Below are 17,524 nucleotides of genomic sequence, written 5' to 3'. Positions count from 1 at the left end.
TGGGAGTCTCCGCGTCGTAAAGGCCGGAACTCCAAAGGCAAAGGCGGCAGCGCCCGAGCGCGCCAACTGAAGAAGCAACAGCAAATGCTTCGCAAGCAGCTCAAAAGTGACGTAAAACAACCCGATAAAAAGAAGAGAACCGAAGTTCTCTTCTTTTTTTATGGGATTTTGGCGGGGATCTCGACTCCTTCCCACGTTCGGGGGAGGCGGGAAAAGGGAGCCGTCGTCGGAACGACTCCCTCGCTTCGCCTTAAATATCGAGATCGGTCAGATTCAATTTGGGTCCGTAGGTTTCGATAAACTCGCGACGGGGCGCCACGCGATCGCCCATCAACACCGTAAAGATGCGATCGGCTTCCGCCGCGTCTTCGATCTCCACCTGTTTGAGCAAGCGCGTGTCCGGATTCATCGTGGTTTCCCACAACTGCACGGGCATCATTTCCCCCAACCCTTTAAACCGTTGAATGGTGTAATTGGCATTTGTGGGAAACTCGTTCTGAATTAAATTGGTCAGTTCGCGATCGCTGTAGCAATAATAATGGCTGCGCCCGCGCTCGACTTTATACAACGGCGGGCAGGCGATATAAACGTATCCCTGCTCGATTAACGCCCGTTGGTAGCGGTAGAAGAACGTCAGCAGCAAGGTGCGAATGTGCGCCCCATCCACGTCGGCGTCAGTCATGATCACGATCCGGTGATAACGCAGTTGCGCCGAGTCGAACTCCTCCCCTTTGACCCCCAAACCGAGGGCGGTAATTAAAGCTTGAATCTCGTTATTTTTGTAAATCTTGGCGTCGTCAGTCTTTTCGATATTGAGGATTTTACCGCGTAGGGGCAGAATCGCCTGGAAGCGGCGATCGCGCCCTTGTTTGGCACTGCCGCCCGCACTATCCCCTTCTACAATAAAGATCTCCGATTCCGACGGATCTTTCGTACTGCAATCGGCCAATTTCCCCGGAAGCGGCGACGATTCGAGCACCGACTTGCGCCGCACCAATTCCCGAGCCCGTCGGGCCGCTTCCGCCGCGTTAAACGCTTGAATCGCTTTGTCTAAAATCGCGTCGGCGACTTGGGGATGAAAATCGAAATATTCGACGAGGGCTTCTCCCACGAGAGAATCGACGATCCCGCGTACTTCCGTATTGCCTAACTTGGTTTTAGTTTGCCCTTCAAATTCCGGGTCGGGGACTTTCACGGAAATAATTCCGGTCAACCCTTCGCGGACGTGTTCGCCGCCGAGGTTGGAATCGCTATCTTTAAGTTTGTTGCGCTTGCGCGCGATCGAATTCATCGTCCGGGTGAGGACGGCTTTCAAGCCTTCGAGGTGGGTTCCCCCGTCGATGGTACGGATGTTATTGGCAAATCCTAAAAGGTTGTCGCTGTAAGCGTCGGTACACCACTGCAAGGCGACTTCTACTTGAACGTTGTTGCGTTCCCCTTCGATATAGATGATTTCTTCGTGCAGTTCTTGCTTGTCGGAGTTGATATAGCTGATATATTCGCGAATGCCACCTTCGTAGCAGTAGCTTTCGACCCGGGGTTCTTCCCGTTTGATGAGATCGAGGCGTTTGTCGCTAAAGGTAATCTTGACTCCGGCGTTGAGATAGGCGAGTTCTCTCAGACGCGAGGCGATCGTGCTGTAATCGAACTCCGTTCCCGTGGTAAAAATAAGGGTATCGGGCAGAAAGCACACCGAGGTTCCCGTTTGGTTCGTTTTGATGGGCGTGACTTGTAAGTCCGCAACCGCTTTGCCGCGTTCGTAGCGTTGAACGTGGACTTTTTTCTCCCGCCAGACGGTGACTTCGACCCATTCGGAGAGGGCGTTGACTACGGAAACGCCGACGCCGTGCAAGCCGCCGGAAACTTTATAACCGCCGCCGCCGAATTTGCCCCCGGCGTGGAGGACGGTCATCACGGTTTCGAGGGCTGATTTTCCGGTTTTCGAGTGAACGTCGGTGGGAATCCCCCGTCCGTCGTCGGTAACGGTCACGGACCCGTCGGGGTTGAGGTCAATTTCAATATGGGTACAGTGTCCAGCCAGCGCCTCGTCGATGGCATTGTCCACGACCTCGTAAACGAGGTGATGGAGTCCTCTCGGCCCGGTTGAGCCGATGTACATCCCCGGTCGCTTGCGTACCGCTTCGAGTCCTTCGAGAACTTGAATTTGCTCGGCGCCGTAATTGCTGGTCATAGGAAATCGCTCCAATAATGGGATTTAAGCCCCTTAAAGCATTAGAATACAAAAACTGTCAAAATTTTAGCACAAAACCGTTAGAGGCGACGAGAGCGCTATTTCACGAACATTTTTTAGGGGGGATGCACTGGATGAAGCTAGAAAGGCGAGGGCAAAAATTGAGGGGGAGGGCGATCGCCACCGAGAAATGCCAATGCCGGGTTTAGTAATTATCTGCGGGCCGACGGCATCGGGTAAGTCGGGATTGGCGTTGGAGATTGCCCGACGGCTCGATACGGGGATCCTCAGTGCCGATTCGCGCCAAGTTTATCGCGAATTTGACATCGGCACTGCGAAGCCGACGCCGGAAGAACGGCAACTGGTCCCCCACGAGTTGCTCGACATTTGCGATCCGACGGAAACCCTCACGGTGGCGGAGTACCAACAGCAGGCACGAGCGGCGATCGCGCGCTACCATCGCAACGGACGGGTGCCGTTGTTGGTCGGGGGTACGGGCCTGTATATTAAGGCGATCGCGCGCGGGATGAAAATTCCTCGGGTGCCTCCCGTTGCCGAATTGCGATCGCAGCTCGCCGCCCTCGGCCAATCCCAATGTTATGCCATTTTGCAACAAGTTGACCCCGTTGCCGCTACAAAAATTCACGCAAACGATGCGGTGCGAACCTTGCGCGCCCTAGAGGTTTATTACGTCACCGGAATTCCCATTTCCAAGCAACAAGGCGAAAATCCGCCGGATTATCCCATTTTACAGATCGGTTTGGATGGGGATCCCGCTACGGGCGATCGCCGCATCGAACGGCGAACCCACCAGATGATTGACGCCGGATCGATCGCCGAAGTCGAAGCCCTCTGTCACAAATACGGCCCCGATTTACCCCTCCTCGATACCCTCGGCTATGGGGAAATCAAACAGTATCTTTACCAAGATCCCCCGGTCACTCTCGACGAGGCGATCGCCGCGATCGTCCTCCATACCCGCCAATTTGCCAAGCGCCAGCGCACCTGGTTTCGCCGCATCCCCGAAATCGAATGGTTTGACATCGAAATGCCCGATTTAGTCGAAAAAGTCTGGCAGCGCGTCGATCGATTTATCCAATCTTTATAGACCGAACGCTTAAAGAGTTTTCCCTCAATTTTTGGCGATCGCGCCAACAATTTATGCTAAATTAACATACAATTTCGCAATTTTTAAAATGCTCGCCGTTCCGAGCGATCGCTTTACGCACTCATCGAGTTAGCTGATGGATTACCAAAAATTTATTACCCAGCTTCCGACATTATACGAAGACTGGGGAACCGATACAGTCAAACCCAAGTCCCCTCGCTTCGATCGCGTCCTCGAACAAGTCGAAAGTATGACCACCACCACGGTCATGCAACTGCTCAATTTTGCCGTCGAATGTATGGAGGAAGGGGAATATTATTGCGAAATCGGTACCTATCAAGGTTCGACCCTGATCGGCGCCCTCCTCGATCGCGACGACCGCCATGCTTATGCCGTTGATAACTTTTCCGAATTAGATGACCCCGGCGAAACCCTCGACCTCTTACAACAAAACTTAAGCCAATTTAATTTAAAAGACCGCGTTATTTTTCAAAACCAAGATTTTGAAGAATTTTTATTAGAGCTCCCTCAAAAAATTAACGGTCGCATCGGCGTTTACTTTTACGATTGCGCTTACGACTATCGCTCCCAATTGGTCGGCTTACTGTCGATCAAATCGATTTTGGCCGATCGCGCCTTAATCGTTCTCAATAACTCCAATTGGAAAACCGTACAACAAGCACAAAAAGATTTTGTCGTCGCCCATCCCCAATGTCAAGTGCTATTAGAATTATCCGCATCCGGTGCAGCTTATCCTAGCTTCGGAAACGGCATTTTAATTCTCAGTTGGGATGCGTCGAGACGCGATCGCCCGTCTAGCGCCAAAGCCCGCCAGCAAATGACTCCCGCAGCCCTTCGGTCTCTTTATCCCCTCGACGAACTCGCCCGTCACCAAGCGGATTTAGAACGGCTTTATCAAGAGGCGATTCGCTGCCAGCAACAACAAGATTTAGACCTCGCTCAAGTTAAATATCGACAATATCTTTTATGGCATCCGGAAGCCGTGGACGCCTGGTTAAATCTGGCGGAAGTCGCCCGTCAAAAAGGCGATAATTTGGAGGCGATCGCCGCTTTATTAAAAGCATTAGAACAGCAAGGAAACTGCAGCAACATTCACGATCGCCTCGGACAAGTTTTAGAACAACTCGATCGCCTTCCTCGGGCGATCGCCGCCTATCGAAAAGCGATCGACCTCGATGCCAATGCCCTGAAAACTTACGATCGCCTCGGCCAACTCCTGCAAAAAATGGGGGATCTTGAAGGAGCTGAAAAATGTTACCGACAGGCGATCGCCACCCATCCCAAAACGGCTGAAATTTATCTCTATTTCGGTCAATTTTTAACTCAAACCGATCGAATTGAAGAAGCTATCTCTATCTACAAACAAGCCGTCCGACTGGCACCGCACAAGCGCGAGTGTCTCGAAAAATTAGAATCGGCGATCGCCCGACGAGAAAGCCATTAAAATTCTTAACTCGATCCCCTATTCCTATTGTTAACTCCTCCCACCTAACACCCTGTTTTCTATCTCTATTAACCTATGCTCGCCCAAGATCGAAAACCCCAACGCGATTGGCAACCCATTATCAAAGAATTCGAGAAGATCGTCGGTAAAGATGGCGTCGTTCGGCGTAAAGAAGAACTGCTAACCTACGAATGCGACGGCTTGACCAGTTATCGCCAACGTCCCGCCATTGTCGTTTTACCGCGCACCACCGAACAAGTCGCCGAAGCCGTGAAAATCTGCGATCGTCATGACGTTCCCTGGGTCGCCCGAGGTGCGGGAACGGGCTTATCCGGCGGCGCCCTTCCTATCGAAAACTGCGTTTTAATCGTCACCGCTTTAATGCGGAAAGTCTTAAAAGTAGACCTCGAAAATCAACTCGTCGTCGTTCAACCCGGCGTTATTAATAACTGGGTCACTCAAACCGTAAGCGGGGCTGGATTTTACTACGCCCCCGACCCTTCCAGTCAAATTATCTGCTCGATTGGCGGCAATGTTGCTGAAAATTCCGGCGGCGTTCATTGTCTCAAATATGGCGTCACCACCAATCACGTTTTAGGTTTAAAATTAGTGTTGCCCGACGGTTCCATTGTCGATGTCGGCGGCGAAATTCCAGAAATGCCCGGTTACGATCTTACCGGGTTATTTGTCGGTTCTGAAGGGACGTTAGGCATCGCCACAGAAATCACCCTGCGCATTCTCAAAGCCCCGGAAGCGGTTTGTGTTTTACTCGCCGATTTTACCCGAATTGAAGATGCGGGGGCGGCAGTTTCTGCGATTACCGGGGCGGGTATCGTTCCGGCGGGGATGGAAATGATGGACAATCTCAGTATTAACGCCGTTGAAGATGTGGTGGGGACGGGCTGTTATCCCCGAGATGCGACGGCGATTTTATTAATTGAAATCGATGGATTGGAAGCGGAAGTCGAAGCCAATCAAGCCCGAGTTGTAGAAATTTGCAAAGCCAATGGCGCGCGTCATGTCACTGCCGAGATCGAAGCGGAAAAACGGCTGAAATTGTGGAAAGGACGGAAAGCTGCATTTGCGGCGGCGGGACATCTCAGCCCGGATTATTACGTCCAAGATGGGGTAATTCCGCGCACGCAATTGGCATTTATTCTGAAAGAGATTGAAGATCTCAGCCAAAAATACGGCTATCGGGTGGCGAATGTTTTTCATGCAGGGGATGGCAATTTACACCCGTTGGTTTTATACGATAATGCGGTGCCGGGGGCATTGGAAGAAGTGGAAGAGTTGGCGGGAGAAATTCTCAAGTTATGCGTCAAAGTTGGGGGTAGTTTGACCGGAGAACACGGAATCGGGGCAGATAAGAAATGTTATATGAGTGAGATGTTTTCCGAGAAGGATTTGGAAACGATGCAGTGGATTCGCGAGGTGTTTAATCCGAAAGGGTTGGCGAATCCTGAGAAGTTGTTCCCGACGCCGCGCACTTGTGGGGAGGCGGCGAATGCGTTTAAAACGAAACAGTTTGAAGGGGCGGAGTTGTTTTAGGTTGAAGTCAGTTAAAGGTCACGTTGCGTCGGTTTGACGCTTAATTTAGGTCGCGGTTTGGACGATCGCCTTCCCGAATGGGATAAGTCTAATTCGAGCAAGCGTTCGGGAAGGATGAGAGGAAATTTATTGTTCCAGTTAGCGACAATATGAAAGTAATTGCGGGCATCTTCTAAGCAATAGTTGTACATGGTTTCGAGGATGTTATCGCGATCGCGGCTTTGGGAAAAGACTTTGTTGCAATTGAGGCGGAAATAAAGGCCGTCAATTTCTTTGGCGATCGGAATCTCTAAGCAACTAAATAGGTTGTTTAAGCCGCGATTCAATCCTTCTTTGCGCTTGTTTTCGAGGTCAAAAACGGAGATTTTATCGATTTTTGGCTTAATTTTGAAGTGTTTGAGGCGTTTTTGGAGGACGTAAATATCGCTGTGGACGATGTTGAATCCGACAAAGATCTTTTTGTGCAAGACGGACAGATCGCGCATCAGGAATTGAATGAGTTCTTTTTCTTCCTGACGGGATTCTAAGAGGTGAATTTTAATGTGTTGCTGTTTGTTGGATTTGAGCAAGCGCGTCAGGGTGTAGCCGAAAATGCGTTGCACGGATTTCCCGCGATCGCGATCGGGCCAAAATTCCAGATCGAGAAAGACTAAATCGTAAATGGAACCTTTATAAAAATTATTGATAAATTGGCGATCGATCCAGAGTTCTTTCTTAAACATGGACGGGTGCAGGTGAAGAATAGATCGGGAGTAGAGAGGGACTGGGGGGTGCGATCGCCTAGATCGCGATCGCCGAGCTTGGTTAAAATTTTACCCAACATCACTCGCTTGGGGTCGTTCTCTTTCCCACGAACATCAATGGGTTTGGGGTAGGTTCAGTCATGGAATATGTCGATGGTTTGGCGCTGAAAGCCAGTTGGGAAGGGTCGATCGCCGCGTTTGGAGTCGATCGGGCGTTGGGGAAAAAAGTTTTATTCGAGTTAGTCAGTGCTTACTGTAGTGCGGGACGTTTTTACCATACGTTGGCGCACTTACAACGGGTCTTGAATGCAATTGACCGATTGCGATCGCTCGCCCGCGATCTGGACGCGATCCAACTCGCGGCGTGGTTTCACGATGCGATTTACGATCCCACGGCGACGGATAACGAGCGCCAAAGTGCACAGTATGCTCGCCGCGTCCTCGGACAGTTGCAGATTCCGACGGCGACGGTGGAACAGGTCGTGCAGATGATTCTGAGTACGGAAAAGCATCAGGGGGCCGATCTCGACATCGACACCCAAATTCTGATCGATGCGGATCTGTCGGTTTTAGGGGTGGAACCGTCGGAATACGAGATGTACCTACAGGGAATTCGGCGGGAGTATTCCTGGTTGTCCGATCGCGCTTATGTCGAGGGGCGCCTCAAGATCCTCCGGCAGTTGTTAGAGCGCGATCGCATCTACCTGACCGAACCGATGTTTTGCCAGTTCGAGGCGATCGCCCGCCAAAATATCGAGGGCGAAGTGCGTACCTTGTCGGCGCGATCGCCGTCCCTTAGCTGAGGGCGTTGGCGGGGCTGCGTAAAAAGTTGATTAATTCTCGATTGACCAAATGCGGGACTTCTTGCTGGATCCAATGTCCGCAATGGGGAACGAATTTGAGCGTGAACGGCGCCTTAATCAGGCGGTCGAGTCCTTCGGTGAGGCGGTTGCTTAAAAACGAATCTTCTTCCCCCCACAACACCAAGGTGGGAACGGTGACCGGATCCGGCGATCGCCCCCACTGACTCAGCCAATTCTGAGGGGCCATCAACTGCCGATAGTACGCGATCGCCGCCGATAAAACCCCCGGTTTTTCCAGCGCTTCTTGGTAAATTCGCGTTAACTCCGCCGTAAAGGCCCCTTTCCGAATCGCCTGTTCCTGAAAAACTTTCTTGACGAAATCCTTTAAATTTTGGTGGATCAACCACTCCGGAATTCCGGGCACTTGAAACGCAAATACGTACCAACTCCGGCGCAGTTGGTCTACATTTCCCGCCATTTCGTGCAACCAACGGTGCGGGTGTGGGGCGTTGAGGATCGCCAGTCGGTCGAGACAAGACGGAAATTTTTCCGCCAGGTGCCAGGCGATCGCCCCTCCCCAGTCATGTCCGACGACGTGCGCTTTGGCGTACCCCAAACTGGCGATCAAGCCACGAATATCGGCGCTGAGGGTATCGAGATCGTAGCCGCTCTGGGGTTTATCCGAATCGTTGTAGCCCCGCAAATCCGGCACGACGACTTTAAAATAACGAGACAACGGTGGAATTTGGTAGCGCCAGGAATACCAAAATTCCGGAAACCCGTGCAGTAAAATCACGAGGTCTCCTTCACCTTGGGTCACGCAGTGTAGACGGATGCGGTTCGTTTCAATATACTGGTGTTGCCAGTGATTCTCTACTAAGTCACTCATGGGTCGTGCGCTTTTCAAGGCTCTGGAAGTGGATCGAACGAGCCGAAATCGAAGCCGCAGGGATCGGGTAAAATTGCCTGCTTTTACATGAAAAAAACGGACGACGAAGACGCCGAACTCCAGCAATTTTCTGCGGTTGGAGGATCTTGACCCTTCACCCTCGACCGGACGGTTTGCCCGTCGGTGGGTCGATGGCTTCTGTTTTAAGCGTAGCACTTTCCGAGCGCCCGACTCGAACCGAGCGGCGTTTTCATCCCCGGTCACGGCATGGCTCTGCGATTCCCGAGGCGATCGCTACGGTCGCGCCAACGCGGTTATCCTTTCACGCACGGTTCCACGGCGATTTCGTTCGGCTCCGACTCCGGCTTGACTTGGTACTTGACCAAATTTGCCAACTCTTGCAATTGGCCGATCGCTTCGGCCCCTTCCAATTTCATCAGTTCGCGATCGTCGCGCATCTCCGTCCACGTGATTCCGTAATCTGACACCAAAAACCGGATCAGATGATCTTCTCCCAGACTCACCATGAAAGAGGCGCTGTTCATTTGTCCGCCACAGGTATAGCAGGATGCTAGGTAACCCCGTCGCTCCAGCACGATCGCCAGAGCCTGCAAGTTCATCACTAGATCCCGGACGAATTGACGGTGTTGTTCGGCGAGTCTTATAAACACAATTGTCCTCCAATCACCACACCACATTTTAGCTCTTTTTAAGATTTTCTTAACAATTTGCCAATTGTGGTGCAACTCTTTATCAGTTAGAATGCCCAATCCCGTTCGCAAAATTGCTCGGGCTAGCTCAGCCCTCAACTTAACCCGACCTTCACCCCGAGCAAAGTATCAGGAACGACACTCAGTTGCTTTCACCCTTTTAGATTCACGCCTAAATGAGGGGGTTCCGGAGGATCGGACCGAGGTGGGAACCGAGGTGTCAAACCCTCACTCTAGAAACCTTCAGCCCCTGTTCTCCGTGCCTTGAGTGCGCTCCTTTCCCCGCCATTGATTTGAAATCCTTATCGGATCGATTGCAAATTTGTCTCAGTTGAGTGGACTTGAGCGGCGGCGATCGACCTCTATCTGAGTTTTCGCGATCGCCGTCAAGTCACTCGGATCTACGGAGACAGGCCGACTAATTCACTTGCCACAATCCGAAGACCGGACCGATAAAGCGAACCGTCAGCCAGAGAACGACCAACAAGATAATGCCACCCCAGGCCCCGCGCGTCGTCCACGTGACAAACTGACGGGATTGACTTTTCGTAATTGGCAACCAAGGCAGAATGTAAGGTTCTTGACCGTATCGTTCTCCCAGGGCTTCTTTGCGACGTTTTGCCTCACCCATAATTGAATGCAATTCGCTCTCGTTACCCATTGATAATAGCGCCTGCATTTGCCGCCTTGGCGCGATCGTTAACAAAACTACAGTTATGGGAGTGGGCAGTGGTGGCGGTAAGGCGAGGGCGCCTCCTCCCTAAAGAATCGATCGTTCGGAGTTGAACCAGGTCGCATCTAAATAGTCAATGCGAGCTAACGGACCGAGGGTCGCTAAGACTTGACGACCGTAGGTACGGTGGAGCGTGCGGCTGTCGAGGAGGGCGACAACGCCCTGACATTCGCGCACCGGGGCGATCGCCCGTTGTAGGGTATTGAGGGCCGACGGTAACAGATACTGACGGAACCAGTCGAGACGGCGACTTTTGTAATAAGCTACCCGACCCGCCACCCGGGGGTTTTCTAAAGACGGCAGGGGTAAGGTGGCGATCGCCAATAACATCGGCGGGGGGAGGCGACCTTGATGTTCCAACCAGAACTCCCAACCCGTGACTAAAATGCCATGAGGTTCGGAGGGGATTTTCTCGACTTGTACCCGAGAACCGAATTCTGCGGCCAAAATCGAGCCTAACTTGCTTTTAAAGGGAATATCTTCGACTAAAATAGCTGTGAACCCCGCTCCGGCGGCACTCACGCATAAGATCGTGCGAATTTCGGCGATCGCGGCGGCCTGATATTCCGGGGTATTCGGCATCGGCAAGCCTTCGGGTAAATAGAGACGGATCGAATCGGTGTGGCGATCGCGCGAGAACTTGACACAGGTCATATCTCCCAGACCCAATTGCTCCCGATACACCGTCGCCTCGCGATCGAGATCCAACGCCCCACCCACTAACACCAACGGCTGTTGCGACCAAAGCGGCCCGAGCAAAGACCCCAGCTCGATCGGAGTGCATTCCAGTTGAAATTGACCCGCCTCTCGGTCTACCGACGCCCACAGCAAGCGGTCTTCGCGGTTCAACTCCTGCCAAAAGCGTTCCCACGAGTGGGGTAAAGAGTCGTTGCCGCCCGCGATCTCGGTGCCGTTAGGGAGGGGATCGGATCGGCGATGGCGAGGGGAGGCGATCGCCTCCCGGGTAGCGCCACTCTTGCCCAAGATCGTGTAAAGGTGTTCGAGCAGGTGGCGTTCTTCTCCTTCGAGCAAACAGCATTGATACGGATTGGGCGGATGTTGGAAGATCGCCCGAGTCATGCGAACCCGAGCATCGCGAATGGCGGCGGCGCGATCGGGTCGAGCCAACATTAATTGGTGCCAATCCTCTGCATTGAGACTCACCCGGAGATAGTCGCGCGCCCACCGTTCGAGATCGTCGGCGCCATCGATAATCGTCGGAATCCCTTTGGGGATGCGGGGGTAACCCGCGAGGGCATTGTCCAACCAGGTTTGGGGCGAGACGATCAGCACCCCGTCAAAGTCCTCTCCCGGCCAACGATCGCCCGTTCGGATCGCCTTGTGATTTTGAATCCACTGTTGGAGCTGGGGAATTTCGACCAATAACAAACGCTGCTGAACCGCAACGGGAGCCACGACAATCGCCGGACCGGGCCAAATCAAAACCGGAGTGAGGTAGCTGAGGCGGTGGCGTCCGTAACTGCCAACCGTGGGGATACCCGTCTGAATCAACGACGATCGCCCCAGGCGCAACGCCCGGGCCACCAGTCTGGCCATCGTCAAATGATGGGGCCAATACGGTTCTCCTTGCGATCGCAAGAAAGCGCGCAGTTGTTCGTGGACTTCTACTTCAATCACGGATGCAACCAATGACCTACACGATTGAGGACTGACAGATCGAGGCAACCCTATCCCAGAGGCGCGTTCCCCACAGAGAACCACCGCAAGGCGATCGCCCCTCATGTTTGCAGATAGTAAAATCCCTCGATAAATTCGACCAACTCTTCCACCGACGGCAACGAAAATTTAGTCGCTTTCATATTGGTTCCGGTACTCGTCGGTTTGAGCGAACCGGAAGAGGGCAAAAAGCGTTTGCCAAAGTTCGGATCGTAATAGACTTGCAAACTTCGATCGTTAGAATTATTGAGAGCCATCTGAGTTGGCGCCTCAAAAAACTGTTGAGTTTCTTCACTGGTATCTGTCATTGCCGACAGATTGATTTCATTAACTTTATGAATAGTTTGACTCAGGGCCGTACTCAATTGTTTGATTTGTCGCAGCGCATCCATACTATGGCTGTTAATGGCATAAGCTTGCAGCATTTTCATCAAAGTAATGATGTTTTTTTGGGTTGCTACTGCATTTTTGAACGGTAAAATAGCTAAATAAGCCGTTGGAAAGATTTGTTCGTCGTTGTCAATACGAAAGGTGAGTTCGGTACGGCGATACCCCACGTCAATACTCGGGGGCAAGTTCAATAAGTTGCCTTCTTTCGAGATTTGGTAATAGCTGGAAGCGAGGGCGAAATTTGCTTGTTGGTTGAGGGGGGCATCGATGACGATGCGAACCGTCGGTAGGGTTTGGTTGAAAAACTTTTTCGCTTCATCGGGAGTGAGGCGATAAATTTGACTGCGATCGCCGTGTTGACTTAAATCGACCCACTCGCAGGTGATCCCTTCCGTTTTCAGTCCGTATCGGGAGACGCCAAATAGTTTAATTCCCGATAAAGTCGCCCCACTCAAATCCGCTCCCACCCAATCGACGCGGATTAAATTGGCTTGGGTTAAATCCGCATGAACTAAACTGGCATTGGCCAAATTGGCATTACTCAGATCGGCCCCGAGCAAATTGGAACCGCTCAATTTCGTATCGGTCAAGTCGGCGAGTTGTAAATTCGCCCCACTCAAATCGGCCCATCTGAGATTGGCGCCACTGAGATTGGCGCCACTGAGGTTGACCCGGCTTAAATTGGCGTGTCGCAGTTCCGTATCGCACAAGTCGGCCCCACTGAGATCGGAGCGCCGCAAATCGGTGCCGCTCAAAGTCGCCCGTTCTAAATTGGCGCCCACGAGGGAGCAACCGCGCATATCCGCTTCGCTGAGATTGGCCCCTGAAAGGTTGACTTGTCTTAGTTTGGCTTCGCGCAAGTCGGCTCCACTGAGATTGGCTTCGGTGAGGATCGCACGGCTGAGGTCGGCGCGAATCAGTTCCGAACGAATCAACGCCGCTTGACTGAGTTGGGCGCCATTGAGATTGGCGCGGACTAAGTTGGCGACATTGAGAATGGCGCCGTTTAATTTAGCTCCCGTGAGATTGGCGCCGCTCATGCGGGCGACATTGAGTTTGGCGCCTGTAAAATTGACGCCACTGAGGTTGGCGCCACTGAGATTGGCAATGCTCAGACTGGCGCCGGAAAAATCGGCGCCACTGAGGTTGACGCCACTGAGATTGATTTCCGTCAAGTTGATCGCCGTAAAATTTTTATCTCCGGCTTCGTATCGTTTGAGGATTTCCTCTGCTTGCATAAGGTTTACCTTTCAGACAGTCTAAGGGAGTATTGCCACGGCTGGGATCGCCCAAAAAGCGTTTCCATAGGAGAATTAAATACCGGGACGGTCAAACTGACAAAGCCGGGAGTGAGAAATCAAAAATCCGGGCTTGGGTGCAGCGCGATCTCGAATCGAGGGTGCGATCGCCCCGAGGGGATCGTAGAGGGGATCGGGTTCACATCGAGCGCCCTGGGAATTGCGACCCGGCGACACCGGATGAGGAAAGATGTAAGCCTTTAATAAAATTGACCATCAGACTGACTGGAGGAAGGGTCAAGTTCGGCATCGAACCGACCGAATCGGGTCCGAAACCATTATTGGCATAGGAAAAGTCGATCGAGCGCTTGCCGAAGTGAGGGTGATGGTGAATGTTCAAGGGGCGATCGCTGGAATTGGTCAAGATCGTTTGAGTGGGGGCGTGAAAGAACTTTCCTTTTTGTACGATTCGGGCGAAGGTGGGGGAATTTCTAATTTCGCGCACTTTGATTTCGGATTCTTGCAAGAGGCGATCGACTTCGGGCGCCCCGATCGTTTGCACCAGTTGCAAGAGATTTTCCTGAGTCATGCGAGCATCTTTAAACGGAACGATCGCCACGAAAGCGGTTGCAAATAACTCGGCGTCACTGCCAATTTTAAATTTGAGGGTAGTCCGTCGAGGACCGACATCGATACTCGGCGGGGCGATCGCTCCGGCATAGCGTTGGGCAATTTGGTGATAGGCTAAAGCCAGCGCCAGGTGGGCGTCCGGGTCGAGAGGCGCGTCGATCTCGATCGCCACCGTCGGCAGGGTTTGATGGAAAAATTCGTCCGTCGTTTCCGGCGTCAACCGATACACCTGAGTGCGATCGCCTTCGGGACTCAAATCGATCCACTCGCAAGTAATCCCCTCGGTCTTCAAACCAAACCGCGATACCCCGTAGAGCATTGCCCCGGTCAGGGTCGCCCCGGAAATATCCGCTCCCGTCCAATCGGCGTGACTTAAATTCGCTTGCGTCAGATCCGCATAGACCAAACTCGCATTGAGTAAATTCGCTTGACTCAAATTCGCCCCGCGCAAGTTCGCCCCGCTCAACTTCGCCCCACTCAGATCGGCCCCTTTGAGATTGGCACAACTCAAATCCGCCCAACGCAAATTCGCCCCACTCAGATCGGCCCCCATCAGCTTGCTGTGAGACAGATCGACTTGGCGCAATTCCGTATCTCTGAGATTGGCGCCACTCAAATCGGCGCCGTTGAGATTGGTTTCTCTCAAATTCGCCTGTTCGAGGTTGGTCGCCGTCAAGCTGGTTCCTCTCATATCCGCCTCGCTAAGATTGGCGCTGACTAAGTACGCTTGTCTCAATTTGGCTTCGCGGAGATTGGCTCCGTTGAGATTGGCTTGAGTCAGGTTGGCCCCGCTCAGTTCGGCGCGCATTAATTCGGCTCGAATGAGAGCAGCTTGGATCAGTTGAGCGCCGCGCAAATCTGCACGAATCAGATTGGCGACGTTTAAATCGGCTCCGTTGAGATTGGCTCCGCTCAGATGGGCGCTATTGAGTTTGGCGACGTTGAGTTTGGCGTGGGAGAGATTGGCTGCGCTCAGATCCGTACCGCTCAGGTTGGCGATGCTCAGATTGGCGCCACTGAAATTAATGCCACTGAGTTGATGTTGACTCAGGTTAACTTCAGTCAAGTTCAAACCAACAAAGTCTCTGACGCCATCGGCATATTTTTTGATGATTTCTTCCGCTTCCATCGGGGAACCCTGATGTCATGGCGACTTGACCCAGAAACCGCTTGAATTGTTCTCAATATAACTAACAGACGAGCTGGGGGAAAATTGCCGATCGCCACCCCATGACGGGAGATCCCCACTCTCCCTTCCGGCTCGGGCGATCGCGACGATCTCTCCACGACGGCAGACCACTGGCGATGGCGAGTTGTCGGGACAGACAAGGGGCACGACAGACGCTCCTCTCGTTGAAACACCCCGTCCATCTTACCCGCACTGAGGCGCAACCGGGTACGACACCCCTGTGGAGCCTCACCCCACTCTTTTTCACTCGGATCGAACGAGACACCCCAGCCCATGGGGCGATCGCCGCACCTGCGGGTCGTGTCGGACGAAAGCCGATGGGGCGATCGGGCCGCACCCGAGTGGGTACTACCATGCTAGCGCCTGATTCCTCGCCCGCGATCGAATCCGCCGACGGCCCGCTCTCTCCCGCAAGACTACCCCCGGATGCGGTTCTGTTGGGCCGAGGCGATCGTTATAATGAGATCCGGATCGAACCGCTCCGTGTCTCCAGAAGATCGACAAACACCGAGATTGAATGAAGATAGGCATTATCGGATTGGGGTTGATTGGCGGCTCCCTCGCCTTGGATTTACGCGATCGCGGTCACGAGACGATCGGCGTGTCCCGCCGTCCGCAAACTTGCCAAACGGCCTTGGATCGCGGCGTCGTCGATGTCGCCGGGGTCGAGCTGTCCCTGCTCGCCGGGACCGAGGTCATTTTCGTCTGCACCCCGATCGCCGCGATCGCCCCCACGGTCAGCCGTCTGGTTCCTTACCTCGCGCCGGAAACCGTCATCACCGACGTCGGTTCCGTCAAAGTCTCCGTAGTCGAAGCCGTCGCCCCCCTGTGGCCGAATTTCGTCCCGGCGCACCCGATGGCGGGCACCGCCGAAAGTGGCATCGAAGCAGCCCAACGGCATTTATTCGCCGGATGTCCTTACGCGATCGCCCCCCTACCGACTACGCCGACCTTTGCCGTGGAACGAGTCGAAACCCTCGCCGCTTCCTTGGGCGCCCGGATCTATCGCTGCACCCCCCAAACCCACGATCGCGCCGTCGCCTGGATTTCTCACCTGCCCGTCATCGTCAGCGCCAGTGCGATCGATGCCTGTCTCGACGAACCGGATCCCGACGTGTTACAACTCGCCCGGGCGCTCGCCAGTAGTGGCTTTCGCGATACCACCCGCGTCGGTGGCGGCAATCCCGAACTCGGGGTAATGATGGCCCGCTACAACCGCGACAGTTTGCTGCGATCGCTGCACGCTTACCGTCAAACCCTCGATCGCGCGATCGCCGCGATCGAGAGCGAAGATTGGCCCGCCTTAGAAACCCAACTCCAGCGCACCCATCGCCAACGCCCCCAGTTTCTCAACCCCTCCGCCGCCATTTCTCCCTCGGAGGCGGGCGATCCGCCCTACAATTAAGGTAGATTTGCCCAAATCGATCCGTCCGAGCCTTCTCGCTCTCTAACGCGATCCCCTCAAACTCCGATGTCTCTATCGGGTGAGTCCAGCGACCGAACCCTTGAGTTCAAGCTTCCGATTCCCCCTATTCTCACCACCGATCGCCCGCGATCGTTGCGGTCTAAATTCCTTGAATTTCAACACCCCCGCTCAATATTGGGCGATTTTTAAGCTAGACTGTCAAATAAAAATATCAAGGCTCGTATTTCAGGTGGACGACATTAACAAGTCACGGCGACGAACGGACGATCTCGAATTCCCTGAAGTCAATCCGAGATTCTCGGAAAACTCGCGTTAAACCATACAGAGTTCGGTTTTGCCCGCACTCTCCCTGTTGAAAAAAACGGCACAACGCATTTGAAAAAGTTACCTGCTCAGGAGAAGCCACCCATGCTACACCGCAAGATTTATCAACTCTGTTGCGACGGTCGTGAGGTCAGTATTTTCTTGCGGGACCAGCAACGTTGGATTGATTGCGCCCGGATCCTGGATATCGAAGGAGACTTGGTGACCGTCCGGTACGAAACGGACGAAGAAGACGAAATTTGCTCTTGGGAGGAAATGGTTCGTCTCGAAAGTATCGGCGCCATTACTCAAAAACTCGCATCGGTTCCTCGGGGAAATGTCGAACCCCTAATTTCCGACGACTGTCCGGAAGCGGAACAACTGCCCAAATCCTCTCCCGACTCCGATCGCGACTAACTCCGACCTGCACCCCTTTACCTCCTCCCCCCAAATCTTGCTGCGAGATCTGGGGGGAGTT

At 53.2% G+C, this 17,524-nt stretch carries 15 protein-coding genes; 6 read left to right on the top strand and 9 right to left on the bottom strand.

Annotation, left to right across the window (positions count from 1 at the left end; genetic code table 11):
• Positions 1 to 250: 250 nt before the first annotated feature.
• Positions 251 to 2,191 carry a DNA topoisomerase (ATP-hydrolyzing) subunit B gene (gene gyrB, locus HCG48_RS09810; protein WP_168568998.1) on the bottom strand — a complete coding sequence of 647 codons (1,941 nt, stop codon included), beginning with the start codon at positions 2,189 to 2,191 and terminating at the stop codon, positions 251 to 253.
• Between the two features lie 196 nt (positions 2,192 to 2,387).
• On the opposite strand from gyrB, the gene miaA reads away from it, so the two are divergent.
• The 3 genes from miaA (at position 2,388) to glcD (ending at position 6,315) form a co-directional block, all read left to right on the top strand.
• Positions 2,388 to 3,299: a tRNA (adenosine(37)-N6)-dimethylallyltransferase MiaA gene (gene miaA, locus HCG48_RS09805; RefSeq protein ID WP_168568997.1), complete on the top strand. Its 912-nt coding sequence runs from the start codon at positions 2,388 to 2,390 to the stop codon at positions 3,297 to 3,299.
• Between the two features lie 136 nt (positions 3,300 to 3,435).
• Positions 3,436 to 4,764, top strand: a complete 1,329-nt coding sequence (locus tag HCG48_RS09800; RefSeq protein WP_168568996.1) for a tetratricopeptide repeat protein — start codon at positions 3,436 to 3,438, stop codon at positions 4,762 to 4,764.
• A 75-nt stretch (positions 4,765 to 4,839) separates the two neighbouring features.
• Entirely contained in the window at positions 4,840 to 6,315 is a 1,476-nt protein-coding gene (gene glcD / locus HCG48_RS09795; protein WP_168568995.1) for a glycolate oxidase subunit GlcD, read from the top strand.
• A gap of 11 nt (positions 6,316 to 6,326) precedes the next feature.
• Here the strand turns inward: glcD and HCG48_RS09790 are convergent, their stop codons facing one another.
• Entirely contained in the window at positions 6,327 to 7,037 is a 711-nt protein-coding gene (locus HCG48_RS09790) for a ribonuclease H-like domain-containing protein (protein ID WP_168568994.1), read from the bottom strand.
• Between the two features lie 161 nt (positions 7,038 to 7,198).
• Here HCG48_RS09790 and HCG48_RS09785 point away from each other — a divergent pair, with 161 nt between their 5' ends.
• Positions 7,199 to 7,861 carry an HD domain-containing protein gene (locus HCG48_RS09785; protein ID WP_168568993.1) on the top strand — a complete coding sequence of 221 codons (663 nt, stop codon included), beginning with the start codon at positions 7,199 to 7,201 and terminating at the stop codon, positions 7,859 to 7,861.
• Here HCG48_RS09785 and HCG48_RS09780 read toward each other — a convergent pair.
• From HCG48_RS09780 to HCG48_RS25435, 7 genes are all read right to left on the bottom strand, one after another.
• Complete coding sequence (locus HCG48_RS09780; RefSeq protein WP_168568992.1) at positions 7,854 to 8,750, bottom strand: alpha/beta fold hydrolase; 897 nt, start codon at positions 8,748 to 8,750, stop codon at positions 7,854 to 7,856. The two genes, HCG48_RS09785 and HCG48_RS09780, sit on opposite strands and share 8 nt — an antisense overlap.
• Before the next feature lie 314 nt (positions 8,751 to 9,064).
• Positions 9,065 to 9,421 (bottom strand): DUF1815 family protein, encoded by a 357-nt coding sequence (locus HCG48_RS09775; RefSeq protein WP_168568991.1) that lies wholly within the window; start codon positions 9,419 to 9,421, stop codon positions 9,065 to 9,067.
• Positions 9,422 to 9,878: 457 nt separating this feature from the next.
• Positions 9,879 to 10,091, bottom strand: a complete 213-nt coding sequence (locus HCG48_RS09770; protein ID WP_168568990.1) for a DUF2839 domain-containing protein — start codon at positions 10,089 to 10,091, stop codon at positions 9,879 to 9,881.
• Between the two features lie 129 nt (positions 10,092 to 10,220).
• Entirely contained in the window at positions 10,221 to 11,831 is a 1,611-nt protein-coding gene (locus HCG48_RS09765; RefSeq protein ID WP_168568989.1) for a helicase C-terminal domain-containing protein, read from the bottom strand.
• 101 nt (positions 11,832 to 11,932) lie between these two features.
• Positions 11,933 to 13,498 carry a pentapeptide repeat-containing protein gene (locus tag HCG48_RS09760; protein ID WP_168568988.1) on the bottom strand — a complete coding sequence of 522 codons (1,566 nt, stop codon included), beginning with the start codon at positions 13,496 to 13,498 and terminating at the stop codon, positions 11,933 to 11,935.
• 199 nt (positions 13,499 to 13,697) lie between these two features.
• Positions 13,698 to 15,257 (bottom strand): pentapeptide repeat-containing protein, encoded by a 1,560-nt coding sequence (locus HCG48_RS09755; protein ID WP_168568987.1) that lies wholly within the window; start codon positions 15,255 to 15,257, stop codon positions 13,698 to 13,700.
• 61 nt (positions 15,258 to 15,318) lie between these two features.
• On the bottom strand, positions 15,319 to 15,672 hold the full coding sequence (locus tag HCG48_RS25435) for a hypothetical protein (protein ID WP_210437210.1): 354 nt from the start codon (positions 15,670 to 15,672) through the stop codon (positions 15,319 to 15,321).
• Positions 15,673 to 15,834: 162 nt separating this feature from the next.
• Between HCG48_RS25435 and HCG48_RS09750 the strand changes: the two genes are divergently transcribed.
• Together HCG48_RS09750 and HCG48_RS09745 are read left to right on the top strand one after the other, a co-directional pair.
• Complete coding sequence (locus tag HCG48_RS09750; RefSeq protein ID WP_168568986.1) at positions 15,835 to 16,722, top strand: prephenate/arogenate dehydrogenase; 888 nt, start codon at positions 15,835 to 15,837, stop codon at positions 16,720 to 16,722.
• Positions 16,723 to 17,151: 429 nt separating this feature from the next.
• Positions 17,152 to 17,463, top strand: a complete 312-nt coding sequence (locus tag HCG48_RS09745) for a DUF6679 family protein (protein WP_168568985.1) — start codon at positions 17,152 to 17,154, stop codon at positions 17,461 to 17,463.
• Positions 17,464 to 17,524: the final 61 nt, after the last annotated feature.

The sequence above is a fragment of the Oxynema aestuarii AP17 genome (assembly GCF_012295525.1).
Lineage (GTDB): Bacteria > Cyanobacteriota > Cyanobacteriia > Cyanobacteriales > Laspinemataceae > Oxynema > Oxynema aestuarii.
The sequence above is the reverse complement of the archived record's forward strand: the minus strand, read 5'-3'. Positions and strand labels throughout refer to the sequence as shown.